Source organism: Halorubrum ezzemoulense (assembly GCF_004126515.1).
GTDB classification, from domain to species: domain Archaea; phylum Halobacteriota; class Halobacteria; order Halobacteriales; family Haloferacaceae; genus Halorubrum; species Halorubrum ezzemoulense.
In genome coordinates, this window is sequence record NZ_CP034940.1 from 260,895 (window position 1) to 277,829 (window position 16,935).

The 16,935-nt window shown below is 69.8% G+C and carries 10 protein-coding genes; 4 read left to right on the forward strand and 6 right to left on the reverse strand.

Features of this window, described 5'->3' with window-relative positions; translation table 11 throughout:
• From EO776_RS01210 to EO776_RS01225, 4 genes are all read left to right on the forward strand, one after another.
• Positions 1-1,764, forward strand: coding sequence for an ATP synthase subunit A (locus tag EO776_RS01210; RefSeq protein ID WP_049931790.1), 1,764 nt, complete (start codon positions 1-3; stop codon positions 1,762-1,764).
• A gap of 2 nt (positions 1,765-1,766) precedes the next feature.
• Positions 1,767-3,191, forward strand: a complete 1,425-nt coding sequence (locus tag EO776_RS01215; protein WP_049931791.1) for a V-type ATP synthase subunit B — start codon at positions 1,767-1,769, stop codon at positions 3,189-3,191.
• Positions 3,192-3,344: 153 nt separating this feature from the next.
• A complete protein-coding gene (locus tag EO776_RS01220) occupies positions 3,345-4,043 on the forward strand; it encodes a V-type ATP synthase subunit D (RefSeq protein ID WP_094520634.1) in 699 nt (232 codons plus the stop codon).
• 116 nt (positions 4,044-4,159) lie between these two features.
• Positions 4,160-4,549 carry a DUF6276 family protein gene (locus EO776_RS01225; protein ID WP_094495448.1) on the forward strand — a complete coding sequence of 130 codons (390 nt, stop codon included), beginning with the start codon at positions 4,160-4,162 and terminating at the stop codon, positions 4,547-4,549.
• A gap of 230 nt (positions 4,550-4,779) precedes the next feature.
• Here the strand turns inward: EO776_RS01225 and EO776_RS01230 are convergent, their stop codons facing one another.
• From EO776_RS01230 to leuS, 6 genes are all read right to left on the reverse strand, one after another.
• On the reverse strand, positions 4,780-5,133 hold the full coding sequence (locus EO776_RS01230; RefSeq protein WP_049931797.1) for a hypothetical protein: 354 nt from the start codon (positions 5,131-5,133) through the stop codon (positions 4,780-4,782).
• 92 nt (positions 5,134-5,225) lie between these two features.
• Entirely contained in the window at positions 5,226-6,731 is a 1,506-nt protein-coding gene (locus EO776_RS01235) for a stage II sporulation protein M (protein ID WP_099288753.1), read from the reverse strand.
• An 80-nt stretch (positions 6,732-6,811) separates the two neighbouring features.
• Positions 6,812-9,766, reverse strand: coding sequence for a DEAD/DEAH box helicase (locus EO776_RS01240; protein WP_186279038.1), 2,955 nt, complete (start codon positions 9,764-9,766; stop codon positions 6,812-6,814).
• Positions 9,767-9,955: 189 nt separating this feature from the next.
• Entirely contained in the window at positions 9,956-12,592 is a 2,637-nt protein-coding gene (locus tag EO776_RS01245; protein WP_099288754.1) for a PAS domain-containing protein, read from the reverse strand.
• Positions 12,593-12,703: 111 nt separating this feature from the next.
• Positions 12,704-14,116, reverse strand: coding sequence for a kynureninase (gene kynU, locus EO776_RS01250; protein WP_099288755.1), 1,413 nt, complete (start codon positions 14,114-14,116; stop codon positions 12,704-12,706).
• Between the two features lie 70 nt (positions 14,117-14,186).
• Positions 14,187-16,859 carry a leucine--tRNA ligase gene (gene leuS / locus EO776_RS01255; RefSeq protein ID WP_099288756.1) on the reverse strand — a complete coding sequence of 891 codons (2,673 nt, stop codon included), beginning with the start codon at positions 16,857-16,859 and terminating at the stop codon, positions 14,187-14,189.
• Between the last annotated feature and the right edge of the window lie 76 nt (positions 16,860-16,935).

Consider the following 16,935-nt stretch of genomic DNA (forward strand, 5'->3'; position numbering starts at 1 on the left):
ATGAGCAAAGCAGACACAACCGACGCCGTCGAAGACAGCGGCGTCATCCAGAGCGTGAGCGGTCCGGTCGTGACCGCCCGCGATCTCAACGCCCGCATGAACGACGTCGTCTACGTCGGCGACGAAGGGCTCATGGGGGAAGTGATCGAGATCGAGGGCGACCTCACGACGGTTCAGGTGTACGAGGAGACCTCCGGCGTCGGCCCCGGCGAACCCGTCGAGAACACGGGCGAGCCGCTGTCGGTCGACCTCGGCCCGGGGATGCTGGACGCCATCTACGACGGCGTTCAGCGCCCCCTGGACGTGCTGGAGGGCAAGATGGGCAGTCCGTACCTCGACCGCGGGGTCGACGCGCCCGGCATCGACCTCGAGGAGGAGTGGGAGTTCGAGCCCGAGGTCGAGGCGGGCGACGTCGTCGAGCCCGGCGACATCGTCGGCGTCGTCGAGGAGACGGTCACCATCGACCACAAGGTCATGGTGCCGCCGGACTACGAGGGCGGCGAGGTCGTCGCCGCCGAGTCCGGATCCTTCGACGTCACCGAGACGGTCGTCGAGCTCGACAACGGCGAGGAGGTCTCGATGCACCAGGAGTGGCCGGTGCGCGAGGCGCGCCCCGCCAACGACAAGAAGACGCCCCGGACGCCGCTGGTGTCCGGCCAGCGCATCCTCGACGGACTCTTCCCCATCGCGAAGGGCGGGACGGCCGCGATCCCCGGCCCGTTCGGCTCCGGGAAGACGGTCACGCAGCACCAGCTCGCGAAGTACGCCGACGCGGACATCATCGTCTACGTCGGCTGCGGCGAGCGCGGCAACGAGATGACCGAGGTCATCGAGGACTTCCCCGAGCTCGAGGACCCGGCCAACGGCAACCCGCTGATGGCCCGCACCTCGCTCATCGCGAACACCTCGAACATGCCGGTCGCGGCGCGTGAGTCCTGTATCTACACCGGGATCACGATCGCCGAGTACTACCGCGACATGGGGTACGACGTGGCGCTGATGGCCGACTCCACCTCGCGGTGGGCGGAAGCGATGCGCGAGATCTCCTCCCGGCTGGAGGAGATGCCCGGCGAGGAGGGGTACCCCGCGTACCTCGCCGCCCGGCTCGCGCAGTTCTACGAGCGCGCCGGCTACTTCGAGAACATCAACGGGACGGAGGGCTCCGTCTCGGCGATCGGCGCGGTGTCGCCGCCCGGCGGCGACTTCTCCGAGCCGGTCACCCAGAACACGCTGCGGATCGTGAAGACGTTCTGGGCGCTCGACGCGGACTTGGCGGAGCGGCGCCACTTCCCGTCGATCAACTGGAACGAGTCCTACTCGCTGTACAAAGACCAGCTCGACCCTTGGTTCGAGGACGAGGTCGCCGACGACTGGGCGGAGCGCCGCCAGTGGGCGGTCGACGTGCTCGACGAAGAGACGGAGCTTCAGGAGATCGTCCAGCTCGTCGGGAAGGACGCCCTGCCCGACGACCAGCAGCTGACGCTGGAGGTCGCGCGCTACCTGCGCGAGGCGTACCTCCAGCAGAACGCGTTCCACCCGGTCGACACGTTCTGTCCGCCGGAGAAGACGTACCTGATGCTGACGACGATCCAGACGTTCAACGACGAGGCGTTCGACGCGCTCGACGCCGGCGTCCCGGTCGAGGAGATCATCGACATCGAGTCGGCCCCGCGGATTAACCGTATCGGCGTCCAAGAGGACTACGAGGAGTACGTCGAGGATCTCAAGTCGGAGATCACCGAGGAGCTCCGGAGCCTCTACTGACCATGAAAGAGTATCAAACCATCACCGAGATCAGCGGCCCCCTCGTGTACGCCGAGGTCGACGAGGCGATCGGCTACGACGAGATCGTCGAGATCGAGACGGCACAGGGCGAGACGCTGCGCGGACAGGTGCTCGAATCCTCGGAGGACGTGGTCGCGATCCAGGTCTTCGAGGGGACGAGCGGTATCGACAGAGACGCGTCCGTCCGCTTCCTTGGCGAGACGATGAAGATGCCCGTCACCGAGGACCTCCTCGGGCGGGTGCTCGACGGCTCCGGCCGCCCGATCGACGACGGCCCGGAGATCGTCCCCGAGGAGCGACAGGACATCGTCGGCGCGGCGATCAACCCGTACTCCCGGGAGTACCCCGAGGAGTTCATCGAGACGGGCGTCTCCGCCATCGACGGGATGAACACGCTCGTCCGCGGGCAGAAGCTCCCGATCTTCTCCAGCTCCGGCCAGCCGCACAGCGAGCTGGCGATGCAGATCGCCCGGCAGGCTAGCGTGCCGGAGGAGGAGGAAGGCGGCGACGACGAGGAGGGCTCCGAGTTCGCCGTCATCTTCGGCGCGATGGGGATCACCCAGGAGGAGGCGAACGAGTTCATGGAGGACTTCGAGCGCACCGGTGCGCTGGAGCGCTCCGTCGTCTTCATGAACCTCGCGGACGACCCCGCCGTCGAGCGGACGGTCACCCCGCGCATGGTGCTCACCACGGCCGAGTACCTCGCCTTCGAGAAGGACTACCACGTCCTCGTCATCCTGACGGACATGACCAACTACTGCGAGGCGCTCCGCGAGATCGGGGCGGCCCGCGAGGAGGTGCCCGGCCGCCGCGGGTACCCCGGGTACATGTACACCGACCTGGCGCAGCTGTACGAGCGCGCGGGCCGGATCAAGGGCCGCGAGGGCTCGGTCACGCAGATCCCGATCCTCACGATGCCGGGCGACGACGACACTCACCCGATCCCGGACCTGACCGGGTACATCACGGAGGGGCAGATCTACGTCGACCCCGACCTCAACAGCCAGGGCCTCCAGCCGCCGATCAACGTCCTCCCCAGCCTGTCGCGGCTGATGGACGACGGGATCGGCGAGGGGCTCACCCGCGCCGACCACGCCGACGTGAAAGACCAGATGTTCGCGGCGTACGCGGAAGGTGAGGACCTCCGCGACCTCGTGAACATCGTCGGTCGCGAGGCGCTGTCGGAGCTCGACAACAAGTACCTCGACTTCGCGGACGCGTTCGAGTCCGAGTTCATCGACCAGGGCTTCGAGACGAACCGCGACATCGACGAGACGCTCTCGATCGGCTGGGACCTCCTCTCGATGCTGCCGAAGGACGCCCTCAACCGGATCGACGAGGAGTTCATCGAGGAGCACTACCGCGAGGACGACTCCGAGCGCAAGGTCGTCGAAGCGGCCGACTGATCCGCCTCGACTCACCTTTTACCCGCGGTCGATACCCCTCGCCAGCGACCGCGCCGCGGTGACCGCGCTCGGGGGCCGATCCGCGGCGGCTGCCCGGCCGATCCGGCGCGTCTGAAAAGAATTAACCGCCTCGGAGCGGAACCTACCCTCAAGATGGCCAAGGACGTCAAACCGACGCGCAAGAACCTGATGGCGATCGAGGACCGCATCGAGCTCTCCGAGCGCGGTCACGACACGCTCGAACAGAAGCGCGACGGGCTCATCATGGAGTTCATGGACATCCTCGACCAGGCGCAGGACGTCCGGTCGGAGGTCTCCGAGAACTACGAGACGGCCCAGCGGAAGATCGACATGGCCCGGGCGATGGAGGGCGACGTGGCGGTCCGCGGCGCGGCCGCGGCGCTGAAAGAGCACCCGGAGATCACGACCCAGTCGAAGAACATCATGGGCGTCGTGGTCCCGCAGATCGAGTCCTCGAAGGTACAGAAGAGCCTCGACGAGCGCGGGTACGGGCTCCTCGGCTCCTCGGCGCGGATCGACGAGGCGGCCGACGCCTACGAGGAGCTGCTCGAGTCGATCATCCTCGCCGCCGAGGTGGAGACGGCGATGAAGAAGATGCTCACGGAGATCGAGACCACGAAGCGCCGCGTGAACGCCCTGGAGTTCACCCTGCTCCCGAGCCTCTACGAGAATCAGGAGTACATCGAGCAGAAGCTCGAAGAGCAGGAGCGCGAGGAGATATTCCGCATGAAGAAGATCAAAGCGAAGAAGGAGGAAGAGGAGGCCGCTGAGGAGGCCGAGGCCGCAGAGGTCGCGGCCGCGGAGACCGAGGAACCCGAGCCCGCCGACTGACCGTCCACCGCGCGTCGGCCGTTCTTTCTGTCGATCGCTCTGTCCGTTTTCCCTCGCCGCTCTCGCCGCACCGAAGACGGCCGCGTTTAAGTTTCGAGCGCCGCCTATCTCCGGTCGTGCCCTGTCCTCACTGCGACGCCGACGCCGTCGGGTTCGCCGTGCCGCCCCCGATCCGCGAGTACGCGCCGGCCGACGCGGTCGCGATCTGTACTCGGTGCCTGCGGGTCGTCCCGGCCGCGGAGGCGGGGGTCGCGGGCGACGCGCCCGTCGACCCGGACCTGTCGGTTATCGATCCTGCCTTCCCCTCCGGCGAGGCGGGCGTCGCGCTGGCGCTCTGCTGTGGCAAGCTGGAGTCGTTCGCGCTCAACCGTGCGGCGATCGAGGCGCTGATCGGCCACGCCGAGCGCGCCGGCGCCGACGCGTTCGCGTTCTTCGACCGGCTCGACGCACCTGACGCCGCGTTCGACCTCGACCGTCGGCGAACGGCGCTCCGCGACGCGATTTAGTACTGGTACGATTGGTCGCTTCTGTCGAACGGTGACGCCGACCGTAACTAAATCGTGGCGAGTACATCGGCAGCGAAACCCGCTAAAGCCCCGCGGCTGCCCTTTTGACTCCCGCCCCGCCCAGTACGGCACTACACAGCATCGCACACCTCCCCAGCCTCATCGGTGATTACGTACCGTCTCACTCACCGCCGTCTCGGTACTGACCGGGGCCTGTCCCGATCGTCCCGTCAGAGGTCGACGCCGTCCGGGTCGTTCCACTCGTCGTCCGCGTCGTCACCGTCGTCCGCCTCCGTCCCCGCCGGGCCGAGCCGCTCTTCGCCCTGCCGCGACTCGTGGACGGCGAAGCCGCCGGTCCGCTCGTCGCTCCCGCCGGCGTACGGGTCGGTGTCCGGGTCGTAGTCGCGCTCACCCCGCTCGAAGACGTACGCGAAGAAGCCGAACAGCGGGACGACGAACGAGATGAGCGCCCACTTGCGCGGGTCCATTCCGTACTTGGGCGCGTCGACGTACGCGTAGGCGGCGAAGCCGACGAGCCACATGAGCGGGACGCCGACGAGGATGACGGCGACGAGCGGTCGCATACCGACGCTTCGCCCGCGCGGTAATAAGGCTGCGGGCGGGCCGGCGCCTCTCCGGCCGGACGCCCGCAGACGGGTCGCCGCTCGGTCGCGAGCTAGAGGAACGGCCGCCAGTAGTACGGACTGACGAACCCCTCGATAACGGCGGCGACGGTGATCAGAATCCCGATCCCGACGGTCACCCAGAACGCTGTCTCCAAGGCGTCGGCGAACCGCTCGCGGCTCGCGCGGCCGCGAAACGTCCGCCACGAGACCGCGCCGAGGCGGACGCCGAGCGCGCCGGAGACGACGAGCGCGGGGATCTCGAAGATCCCGTGCGGGACCACGAACGCGACGAGCGCGGAGAGGTTCTCCTCCAAGGCCGCGGTGGCGCCGAGCGCGAGGCCGTTGAACGCGAGCGACGAGAGCGCGGGGAGGGCAAGCCCGACGCCCGAGAAGGCGGTCGCGATCGCGACCCCCCAGTTGTTCCCGAAGTACGTCAGCGCCGCTACGGGCGGGATCTGTCCGGCGATCCGACCCTCGATCGAGGTCGGGGCCATCTCCGCGAACGGCGCGGCGGCGACCCACCCGAGCGCGCCGAACCCGACGGCCACTCCGAGCGCGAGCGCGTGGGAGCCCGGCGTCGACCGGACGAACCCGCGCAGCTCCCGCCACCCGCGTCGGAGGCCGCCGCCGAGCTGGGCCCGGAGGCCCGCCTCCGTCGGCGAGAGGGGGTCGACCGTCCCGCGGTAGTCGCCGTAGAGGACCGTCTTCAGCAGGTCGAGCGCGGGCGCGACGACGACGGCGCTGGCGAGCGCGACGACGGGGCCCCCGCCGACGAACGCGATCCCGGAGGCGACCGACGCGACGACGACCAGCGCGCCGATCGCGACCACGAGGTACGCGGCGGCGTCGACGGGGTTCGAGCGAACGAAGCCGCCGGCGCCCTCGACCCCGGCGACGACGCCGGCGTCGTCGACGACGACGGCCGCGGGCGCGAACGCGAAGAGGATCCGAACGAGCGCGAGGGCAACGAAGCCGGCGAGCAGGGCGCCGATCGCCACCGCCGCCCCGAGGAACGGGTTCGCGAGGAACGCCGCGCCGACCGCGATCAATCCGAGCGCGACCACGCCGATCCACAGGATGAGTTCGGCGACGTACAGCCCGAGGAACGTGAGCCACCGGGATCGGGCGCCCGCGATCCCGGCGACGAGCCCGCGGTCGTCGCGGAGGCTCGCGGCGACCGCCGAGAGCTGGCCGGCCGAGACGACGGCGTACGCGAGGACCGAGAGGGCGACCGCGAGGAGGACGCCCCCGGCGAAGAGGACCACGACGGTCGGCGTGAGCAGCGGTTCGAACGCGGGGCCCAACCCCTCGGCCCACGCCTGAAGCGCCTCGGGGTCCTGCGTCTCCGGCGGCGGCTCGACCCCGGCGAGCGAGTCGCGGGCCGCGGCGAGGCGGCCGTTCAGTTCGAGGTGGAGGTAGATCCCCGCGAGCGCCGCGAACGGGCCGAGCCGAGCGATCGCCGGCACCGCGGTGCCGAGGAGGTAAAAGGGGAGGACGTCGGCGGGGCGTCGACGGAGGGTCGCAGTCGTTGCCGTGACGGCGGCGGAGAGGTCCATACGGTCGGTTCGGTCGTCCGCAACTTAAAAACGGGAGTCCGGACGGGGGAGCGGTTCGGCGCGGTCCGGGCCGCCGTTGGTCAGTCCCAGAACGACTGCGTGCGCGCGTACTCGCGCTCCTGGCGGAGCACGTCGCGGTAGAACTCGTCCTCATCCTCGCGGAGCTTATTGATGATCCGCGCGGCGTTGTGGGGCCCGACACCGCGCGCCGCGAGGGCTATCACCGCCCGCTTCCCGTGCGTCTGGACGAGGCTCGCGGCGCGGTGCGCCCGCTCGGTGCGGCGCTCCTGCTCGTCGTCCTTCTTGGCCGCGCGCACCGCGGCGACCGTCTCGTCGTCCCACGGGTTGAGTGCCGCGACCCGGGTGGACCCGCACTCGGGGCACTCGGGCTGGTCGCGGACGCGCCGGACCTTCGTCGTGTGCTTCCAGTCCGTACAGTGGAGACAAAAGAGGATCACTCGGTCGTCCCGGATGCGCTCTTTGACCGTCTCGATCACGTCGGCGTCGGCGTTGTCGGGGACGAGGAACTCCGTGCCGGCGGAGCGACCCGCGGTGCCGAGCGGGGTGCGCTCGCGGGCGATAGTGAGGTCGAGCGGGCCGTCCCGTCCCCCGTCGTCCGGCTGGAGCGCCGCGAGCAGGTCCGCGGTCTCCGGCACCGCGAGGTCGGCGTGGAACACCTCACGGAGCGCCTCGTCGTAGACGGGAGTGTCTTCGAGGGCCGCGAGCAGGCGGTCGCCGCCGAATCGGCCGCGCCCCTCCTTGTACCGCTTGACGGCGCCGAACTTCGCCGCGACCTGCGCGAGCGTGAACTTCAGCGCGTCCGACTTCTTCACGGCGAGTTCGAGGTACGTCTCCAGCCGGTCGGGGTCCGTCGTCTCCAGCACCTCGCGGAAGGTTCCGGGACTGACGCCGTTCGGCACCTCGAACTCGATCCGGTACGGGTCGACGTCCATCCCGACGGACGAGCCGGCGCGCTGGCCGACGAGCGCAGCGAGCAACCGCGCGAGCGTCTCGTTGACCTCGTGGCCGAAGGCGGCGTTGACCGCGACGGTGCGGGCGCTCCCCTCGATCACGATCCGCTCGTCGGTCGGGACGGGGTGGCCGGCGTCGACGTGGTCGACGACCGCCTTCAGCGCGGCCGCGACCGTCTCCTCGTCGGTCGGGTAGCGCTCGGCGAGGTCGGCGGCGACCGCCGTCGGCGTGGAGCCGGCCGCTAGGGCGGCCGCGGCCTCGCCTCGGATCCGGCCGACCTCCTCGGCGACTGGCTTCGGGACGGGGATCTCCTGGCCCACCCACGAGGGGACCTCGCCGGTCGGGTCGGGGATCGGCGTGACGTTCACGCGCTCCTCCTCCTCGTCGACCTCGGTGATCCGCCACATCTCGCCGCGCTGGACGAACGTCTCGCCCGGCCCGGCGAAGTTGACGACGAACTGCTCGTCGAGGGTGCCAATACCCCGCCGCGAGGACATGTCGTACACCTCGTAGGTGGACTCGTCGGGGATCATCGAGAGGTTCGCGTAGAAGTACTGCCAGGTGCCGCCCGACTTTTCGAGAGTGTCCGTCTCCTCGTCGAGCCACAGCAGGCGGTTCCCGTCGAGCTCTCGGACGACCTCCTGGAACTCGGGCTCCGAGAGGTCGGCGAACGGGTAGGCGTTCGTGATCGTCTGGTACGCCTCCCGGGCGTGGACCTCGCCCTCGTCCATCACGAGCCCGACGATCTGGTTGGCGACCGTGTCGAGGCTCCCGTGGTGGATGTTCGCGGGCTCGACGAGCTCCTCGCCGGCGCGCCGCGCGATGGCCATCGCTTCGAGCGTGTCGTCGTCTCCCTGCGTCACGACGGTCCCCTCCGAGACGAGGTCGCGGCGGTGGCCCGCGCGGCCGACGCGCTGGAGCAGCCGGGCCACCTCGCGGGGGCTCCCGTACTGGACCACGTGGTCGACGCGCCCCACGTCGATCCCGAGCTCCATCGAGGAGGTGCAGACGAGCCCGTCCAGATCGCCCGACTTGAACCGGTCTTCCACGTCGACCCGGACCTCCTTCGAGAGCGATCCGTGGTGGAGCTCGATCTCCGTGGGGTCGGCGGCGTCGTCCCGCCCGTCGCGTTCGGCGGCCTCCCGCTCGTTCTCGGCGAGCGTCTTGAACCGCGAGCCGAGCGCCTCCGCGGTCTGGCGCGTGTTGACGAAGATCAGCGTCGACTCGTTCTCGGCGACGATCTCGCGGATCGTCCGGACGTGGCTCGCGGTCGTCTCGTCGACCGCGAGCTCGCCGGCGAGCGTGGTATCGCGGTCCGTGATCGCCGGATCGAGGACGCGCACGTCGGTCCGAGTCCCGGCCGCGACCTCGACCGTCTCGAACGCGCGGTCGCCGGGGCGGTCGGGGTCGCGCTTGCCGGTGCCGACGAGGAAGCGCCCGACCTCCTCGGGGTCACCGACCGTCGCGGAGAGGCCGACGCGCTGGAACGGCCCCGCGACGCGGCGGAGGCGCTCGAGGCCGACCGTGAGCTGGGCGCCCCGCTTCGCCGCGGCGAGCTCGTGGACCTCGTCGATGACGACGTGCGCCACGTCCTCCAGGGCGACCCGCATCTTCGAGCCGGTGAGGATCGCCTGGAGGCTCTCCGGGGTCGTGATGAGCACGTCGGGCGGGTCGTCGGCCTGCTTCGACCGCTCGTACTGCGTGGTGTCGCCGTGGCGCACCGCGACCTCGACGCCGAGGCGGTCGCCCCACCACTCAAGCCGGTCCATCATGTCGCGGTTGAGCGCGCGCAGCGGGGTGATGTACAGCGCGGAGATACCCTCCCGCGGCGGGTCGCCGGGCGCGTCGCGGGCCGCGACGATCGCGTCGAAGACGGGGAGCATCGCCGTCTCCGTCTTCCCGGTCCCCGTCGGCGCGAGGACGAGGGCGTTCCGCCCGTCGGCGAGCGGCGGGATCGCCTCGCGCTGGGGCTCCGTCGGCGTGGAAAAGCCCCGGTCGGAGAGCGCCTCGCGGATATCGCTCCCGAGGTGCGCGAACGCGTCCATGCCCGACGATTCCGCCATTGTCTGATCGTCGGACCTTGGGCGCTCGGGCGATTAAGCCCGTCGCCCCGCGCGACGCGCACGGTCGACGTGAGGCGGCGGCGACGCGCGGCGACGGCGACGCGCTGAATGGAGACGCGCGGCGACGGCGACGCGCTGGATGGTGACGCGCGGGACGGCGACGCACGGCGCCCGCCTCGCGCGCGCCGATCAGTTCGCGAGGGGCAGTTCGACGGCGAACACGCTCCCTGTCGGCTCGTTGTCCTCGACCCACACGTCGCCGCCGTACTTGTCGACGAGCGTCTCGACGAGGTACAGACCGATCCCCGTCCCGCCGCTCTCGAGCCCCTTCGCGCCCTCCTGGAAGATGTCCTCCTTGTGGTCGTCGTCGATCCCGGGGCCGTTGTCCGCGATCGACACGCGCACCGAGTCGTCCGCGACGCGCGTCGAGACCGTGATCTCGGCCCTCTCCTTGTCGTTGTGGACGACCGCGTTCGTCAGCAGGTTCCGGAACACCGCCTCCAGCAGGTCGTCCGCCGCCACCGTCACGTCCGGGATCGACTCGCTCACCGTGACCGTCGCCCGGTCCTGCTCCGACCGGACCTGTTCGATCTGTCCGTTGAGCTCGGCTCGGAGGTTCATCGGCGTCAGGTCGGAGCCGGCCTGTAGCAGCACGTCGGTGACGTCCCTGGCGGTCTCCGTGATGTCCGCCGCCTGCTTCGCCGCCTCGATGACCGTCCGCGCGTAGGTCCGGCTCTGGTCGTCGACGAGCGCGTCCTCGAGGAGTCCGGTGTACGACTCGACCACCATCAGCTGGTTTCTGATGTCGTGGCGGACGACCTGGTTGAGCAGCGTGAGGTTGTCCCGCTGCTCTTCGAGCGTCCGCTCGTACTGCTTGAGCTCGGTCACGTCGCGGGCGTATCCAAGGACGGCGTCTTCGCCCGTCTCGGCAACCTCGTAGGGTATCTTCGTCGTCTGGAGGATGCGCGTCTCCCCGTCCGCCGTGGTCAGCGTCTCCTCGTCTATCGTCCTCGGCTCGCCCGACTCGATCACGGCGAGGTCGTCCTGTCTGAACGCCTCGGAGTCCTCGGCGCTGGGGATGATCTCCGCCTCGGACTTGCCCTCTACCTCCTCCGGCGTCTTCCCGTACGCCGCCGCGGTCGCCTCGTTGGCCAGCAGGTACTCGCCCTCCCGGTTCTTCACGAACACCAGATCGGGCACGAGGTCGATGATCCGCCGGAGCTCCTCGCGCGTCGCCTCGATGGCCCGCTCGTACTCCTTCCGCTCCGTGACGTCCTGGAACAGCCCCAGCGCCCCGACGACGTTTCCCGCGTCGTCGTACTGCGGATCGCCGATCGCCCGCACCCACTTGGTCCGATCGGACTCCGTCACGATGCGGAGTTCGAGGTCGTACGACTCGCCCGCCTCGGTCAGGCGGTCGAACGCCGCCTCGATGGCGTCGCGGTCGTCCGGGTGGTAGAAGCTGAGCCCGTCCTCTAGGCGGATCGTGTCGTCGGGCGGAACCTCGTGGATCCGGTACACCTCGTCGCTCCACGTGAGCGAGTCCTCGACCAGATCGGCCTCCCACCAGCCGATCGACGCGCTCTCTTGGGTGCGCTCGATGACCGATCGCGTGCGTTCCAGTTCCGCCTCCCGGCGCTTCTGGTCGTCGATGTCGAGGTGGACCCCGACCGCGCGGACCGGCTTCCCGTCGTCGTCGCGCTCGACGACCTTCCCGACGTCCCGGATCCACTTCCAGTCCCCCGCCGCGGTGCGCATCCGGTGTTCCGTGTCGTAGAGCTCCGTCTCGCCGGCCATGTGGCTCGACAGGGCGTCTTCGACGGGCCCGAGGTCGTCGGGGTGAACGCGCCGCTCCCACGCGTCGAGGTGCGGTTCGATCTCGTCGGGCGCGTGGCCCAACATCCGGGCCCACCGGTCGTTGAACTCGACCTCGTCGGTGGCCATGTCCCAGTCCCAGACGCCGATCTGTGCGCCCTCGACCGCGAGTTCGAGGCGGTCTTTGATCTGTTGGAGCGCTCGCTCTCGCTCCCGTTGTTCGGTGATGTCGGTCGACACGCCGCACACACCGCGTATCTCCCCCTCCTCGTCGTACACGGGGGACTTCCGCGTCAGCCGAACGCTCTCTCCGGCGGGCGTCGGCACCGTCTCCTCGACTTCGATCCGTTCGCCGTCTTCAACGACCCGGCGGTCGTCAGCGCGGGCCTGCGCCGCGACGGCCTCCGGGAAGAGTTCCTCGTCGGTCATCCCGACGGGGTCCTCGTCGACGTCGAACACGTTGCGGCACGCCTGGTTCATCAGCAGGTACCGCCCCTCGGTGTCCTTCAGGAACACCGCCGCGGACATCGTCTCCAAGACGGTCTGGAACCGCCGGTGCGTGCGCCGGTGTTCCCGCTCCCGCTCCTTCTGTTGCGTGACGTCGCGGGCGACGCCGACGATCTGCGTCACCGTTCCGTCGTCGACGACCGGGGTAAGCTTCGTCTGCCAGTCGGTCGCCCCGCCCGGGAACTCGAGCCGCTCCTCGTACTCGATCGTCGTCCCCCGCTCGACGCAGAGCCGATAGTTCGCCTCGACCGCGGCCCCCTGTTGCTCTCCGAGGAGTTCCCGCGGCGTCTTCCCGAACATCGCGTCCTCGGTCAGCCCGGTCTGTCGCTGGTGTGCGGTGTTGTTCTGCCTGAACGTGAACTCGTACTCGCCGTCCGTCCGCGCCACGTCAACGAGAAAGATCGCGTCGTCAGCCTCCTGAAACATCGCCTCGTAAACGCTCGTCACCTCATCGCCGTCCGATCCGAACCGATCGGCACCGTTCGTAGATGAACCTCTTCCCATGATCTCGCTCTTTTCTCTTTACGTTACTGAGAGTAATAATACTGCGGATGTCAACGCGGGGAACAGACCGCCCGTCGACCCCGCTCGCGGCCCCTCACGGCGCCGCGCCCGCTACGTTACGCCGCCCTCGCCCGTCGCGTACGCCTCGTGGGCCCCCGAGTCGAGGATCGCCTCGATCTCGTCGACGACCTCCAGCACGTCGGCAAAGGAGGTGTAGGAGGCCGCGGGGCAGACCCGCACCACGTTCGGCGGTCGGAAGTCGACGACCGCGCCCCGGTCGTTGAGCGCCTCGCTCAGCCGCTCGGCCTCGGGGTGTTCGAGGGCGACGTGACCGCCGCGCGCGGCGTGTTCGCGGGGCGTTCCCACCGAGACCCCCGGGAGCCGGTCGTCGACGAGGGCGATGAGGAAGTCGGTGAGCGCGAGCGACTTCGCCCGCAGGCGGTCGATCCCGGCCTCGCGCAGGAGTTCGACCGACCCTTCAAGCGGCGCGGCCGAAAGCAGCGGCGGCGTGCCGATCTGCCACGCGCCGGCGGAGTCGGCCGCGGTGAAGGTCATGTTCATCTCGAACTGCGTCGCCTTCTCGTGGCCCCACCACCCGGCCAGCGCGGGGTCGAGCCCGTGGTGGCGCTCGGCGACGAACAGCGCGCCGATCGACCCCGGTCCGGCGTTGAGGTACTTGTACGTACACCACACCGCAAAGTCGACGCCGGCGTCGCCGAACGCGTGGGGGACGGCGCCCGCGGAGTGGGCGGCGTCGAAGCCGGCGTACGCGCCCGCCTCGTGGGCCGCCGTCGCGATCCGCTCGACGTCGAACAGCTGGCCCGAGCGGTACAGCACGGTCGGCATGAACACGATCCCCACGTCGTCGTGCGCCGCCAGCGCCGCCTCGATGTCCCGGGGATCGATCGTCCGCCCGTCGCGGCTCGGAACGACCCGGAGCTTCTCGTCCGGGTCGATCCCCCGCTGCCGGAGCTGCGCCCGGAGCGCGTAGTGGTCGGAGGGGAAGTCGAGCTCGTTGACGAGGACCGCGGGGTCGGCGTCCGGGTCGCCGTCCGGCGCCCACTCTCCGTCCGCGGCCGCGACGTCCTCGCGTTCGGGCCCGTTCCCGGCCAGCAGCTCGTCGAGGAACGTGCCGATCAGGGTGTGGATGTTCACCGTGATCGAGTTGCCGACGACCACCTCGCTCGGCTCCGCGCCCACCAGCGGCGCGAGCGCGTCGCCGAGTCGTTCGCCGACATCGAACCACGGCGGGTCGGCGTCGGTCCACCCGGAGATGAGCAGCTCGCGCCACTCGTCGACCACGCGGTCGAGGCTCGCGAGGGCGGCGTCGCTCGCGGGGCCGAGCGAGTTCCCGTCCATATAGAGAACACCGTCAGGGACCCGGTAGCGGTCCGCGAACGACGCGAGCGGATCGTCCTCGTCGAGTCGCGCGGCGAGCACCGCGGGGTCGGCGTCCTCTCCGTCGTCGGCGCCGAGTCCCTCGCCCGCGAGGGCGTCGCGCGCGGGGGCGTACGAGTCGTCCATACACGAGGGCGCCGCGCCGGCGACTAAGCGTTTCCGGGGTCCGGCGAGGGCCGCGAAACGGTCGGGTGACCTACTCGACGATGTCGATCGCGGGTCGGCCCGGCTCCGCCTTGCTGACGACGGCCTCCTCGGCGTCCGCGGCGCGCTCGACGCGGACCGGGGCGTCGAACTCGCGCTCGATCAGCCACGCGGCCGCTCGCAGGGCGTCGTGTTCGGCGTCGCCGTCGAGCGTCTCACGGAGCGCCTCGCGGTTCGCCTGGAGGTCCTGCCCGTACGAGGCGGCGTCGTCGCCCCGCTCGCGGATGTGGCTCTCGGCCATCAGCTCGGAGATCAGGTTGTCGGCGTCGCTGTCGATCGCGATCTCCAGCGCGTCGTACTTCCAGTCGGGCGCGACGACCACGTCGATCCGCTCGGGGTCGTCGATCCCGGCGACCTCGACGATGTCGCGCACGTCTTCGCGGGTGTTCTCGACCAGCCGGCGCCGGCGTTCGACCGTCTCGCGGTCGACGCTCGCGGTCGGCCAGTCGGCCTCCGCGACGAACCCGTCGCGGCCGAGCGACTCCCACAGCTCCTCGGCGAGGTGGGGCGCGACGGGGGCGAGCAGGCGGACCGCGACGTCGACGCCGCGCTCGAAGACGGCGGGGTGCGGGTCGGCGTGCTCGCGGTAGCTCCGGAGCGTCCCCACGAGGTCCTGCGCCTCCCGCAGCGCCACGTTGAACGTCAGGTGGTCGTACTCCGCGCCGGCGATGGCGACCGCGGCGTCGGTCTCGTCGGCGACGTAGTCGTCGATTTCATCGCGGTCGGCGTCGGGGTCGGCCGTCGCCACGTCGCCCGCGGCGTGCGCCTCGACGAGGTCGCTGAGGCGGGTCAGGAATCGGTGGGTGGACCGGACGCCCTCCTCGGACCAGTCGAAGTCGCGCTCGGGCTGGGCGGCCTCCATCATGAACAGCCGCGCGGTGTCGGCGCCGTACTCGTCGACGATCCGCTGCGGCGAGACGACGTTCCCCTTCGACTTGGACATCTTCTCGCCCTCCAGCTGAACCATCCCCTGTGCCAGCAGGTTGGTGAACGGCTCGCGGTGGTCGAGGTCCTCCTCGTCGGCCAACACCTTGGTGAAGAACCGCGAGTACAGCAGGTGCATCACGGCGTGTTCGATGCCGCCCACGTACTGGTCGACCGGCATCCAGTCGTTCGCGCGGCCGAGGTCGAACGGGGCGTCCGCCAGGTCCGGCGAGACGTACCGCAGGAAGTACCACGAGGAGTCGACGAACGTGTCCATCGTGTCGGTCTCGCGGGTCGCCGGCCCGCCGCACTCCGGACAGGTCGTCTCCTGCCACTCGTCGGCGGCGTCGAGCGGGTTCCCGGTGGTGTTGATGAACTCGGGCAGCTCGACGGGCAGGTCCTCGTCGGGCACCGGGACCGCGCCGCAGTCGTCGCAGTGGACCATCGGGATCGGCGTCCCCCAGTAGCGCTGCCGGGAGATGCCCCAGTCGCGCAGCTGGTACTGCGTGGCCGGCTCGGCGCTCCTGATATCGTCTGTGATCCGCTCGCGCGCGGTCTCGCTGTCCAGTCCGGTGTACTTGCCGGAGCCGATTAGGACGCCGTCCTCCGTGAATGCGGCCTCCTCCACGTCCGGTGCGTCCGGGACCGCTTCGCCGTCGGGGTCGTCGGACTCCGGCGCGATCACGGGTCGGATCTCGACGCCCTTCTCCGTCGCGAACGCGTGGTCGCGCTCGTCGTGGGCGGGCACGGCCATCAGCGCGCCCGTCCCCACGTCCGAGAGGACGAAGTCGGCGACGTACACCGGGATCTCCTCGCCGGTGGCGGGATTGGTCGCGGTCAGTCCGGTCTCGACCCCGTTCGGCTCGTCGCCGTCGGGGTCGGCCTCGTGGTGGACGAACTCGTGGATCTCGTCGTCCTCCTCGGCCAGCTCCTCGGCGATCGGGTGATCGGGGGCGATCGCGAAGAAGGTCGCGCCGTATATCGTGTCGATCCGGGTCGTGAACGCCGTTACGTCCCCGTACCCGTCGATCGAGAAGTCGACCTCGCTGCCGTGCTGTCGGCCGATCCAGTTGCGCTGCATCTGCCGGACCGAGTTCGGCCACCCCTCTAGGTCGTCGATGGCGTCCAGCAGCTCGTCGGCGTACTCGGTTATCTTCAGGAACCACTGGTCGAGCTCGCGGGTCTCGACGGGGGTGTCGCAGCGCCAGCACAGCTCCGCGTCGCCCTCGACCTGCTCGTCGGCGAGGACGGTCTCGCAGGAGGGACACCAGTTCACCTCCGCGTCGCGGCGCTCGACGAGGCCGGCCTCGTGGAAGCGGCGGAACAGCCACTGGTTCCACCGGTAGTAGTCGGGGGTACACGTGGTGACCTCGCGGTCCCAGTCGTAGCCGAACCCCATCGACTTCATCTGCCCCTTCATCGTGTCGATGCAGTCGAACGTCCAGTCGCGGGGGTTGGTGTCACGCTCCTTGGCGGCGTTCTCGGCGGGCAGTCCGAACGCGTCCCACCCCATCGGGTGGAGCACGTCGTCGCCGCGCATCCGCCGGTACCGGGCGTACGCGTCCGTGATCGTGTAGTTGCGGACGTGACCCATGTGGAGCTTCCCGGACGGGTACGGGTACATCCCGAGGACGTACGTCGGGTCCGAGGCCTCGTCCGGGACGTGGTACACGTCGGCGTCGTCCCACGCCTCCTGCCACCGTTCTTCGACCGCCGCGTGGTCGTATCTCTCCTGAGACATCTGCTTATATACTCGTGGTCGGTTCTGCGTCGTATAGCTTTCCATCCAGTGGTGCGCCGTGACACGGGGCGACGCG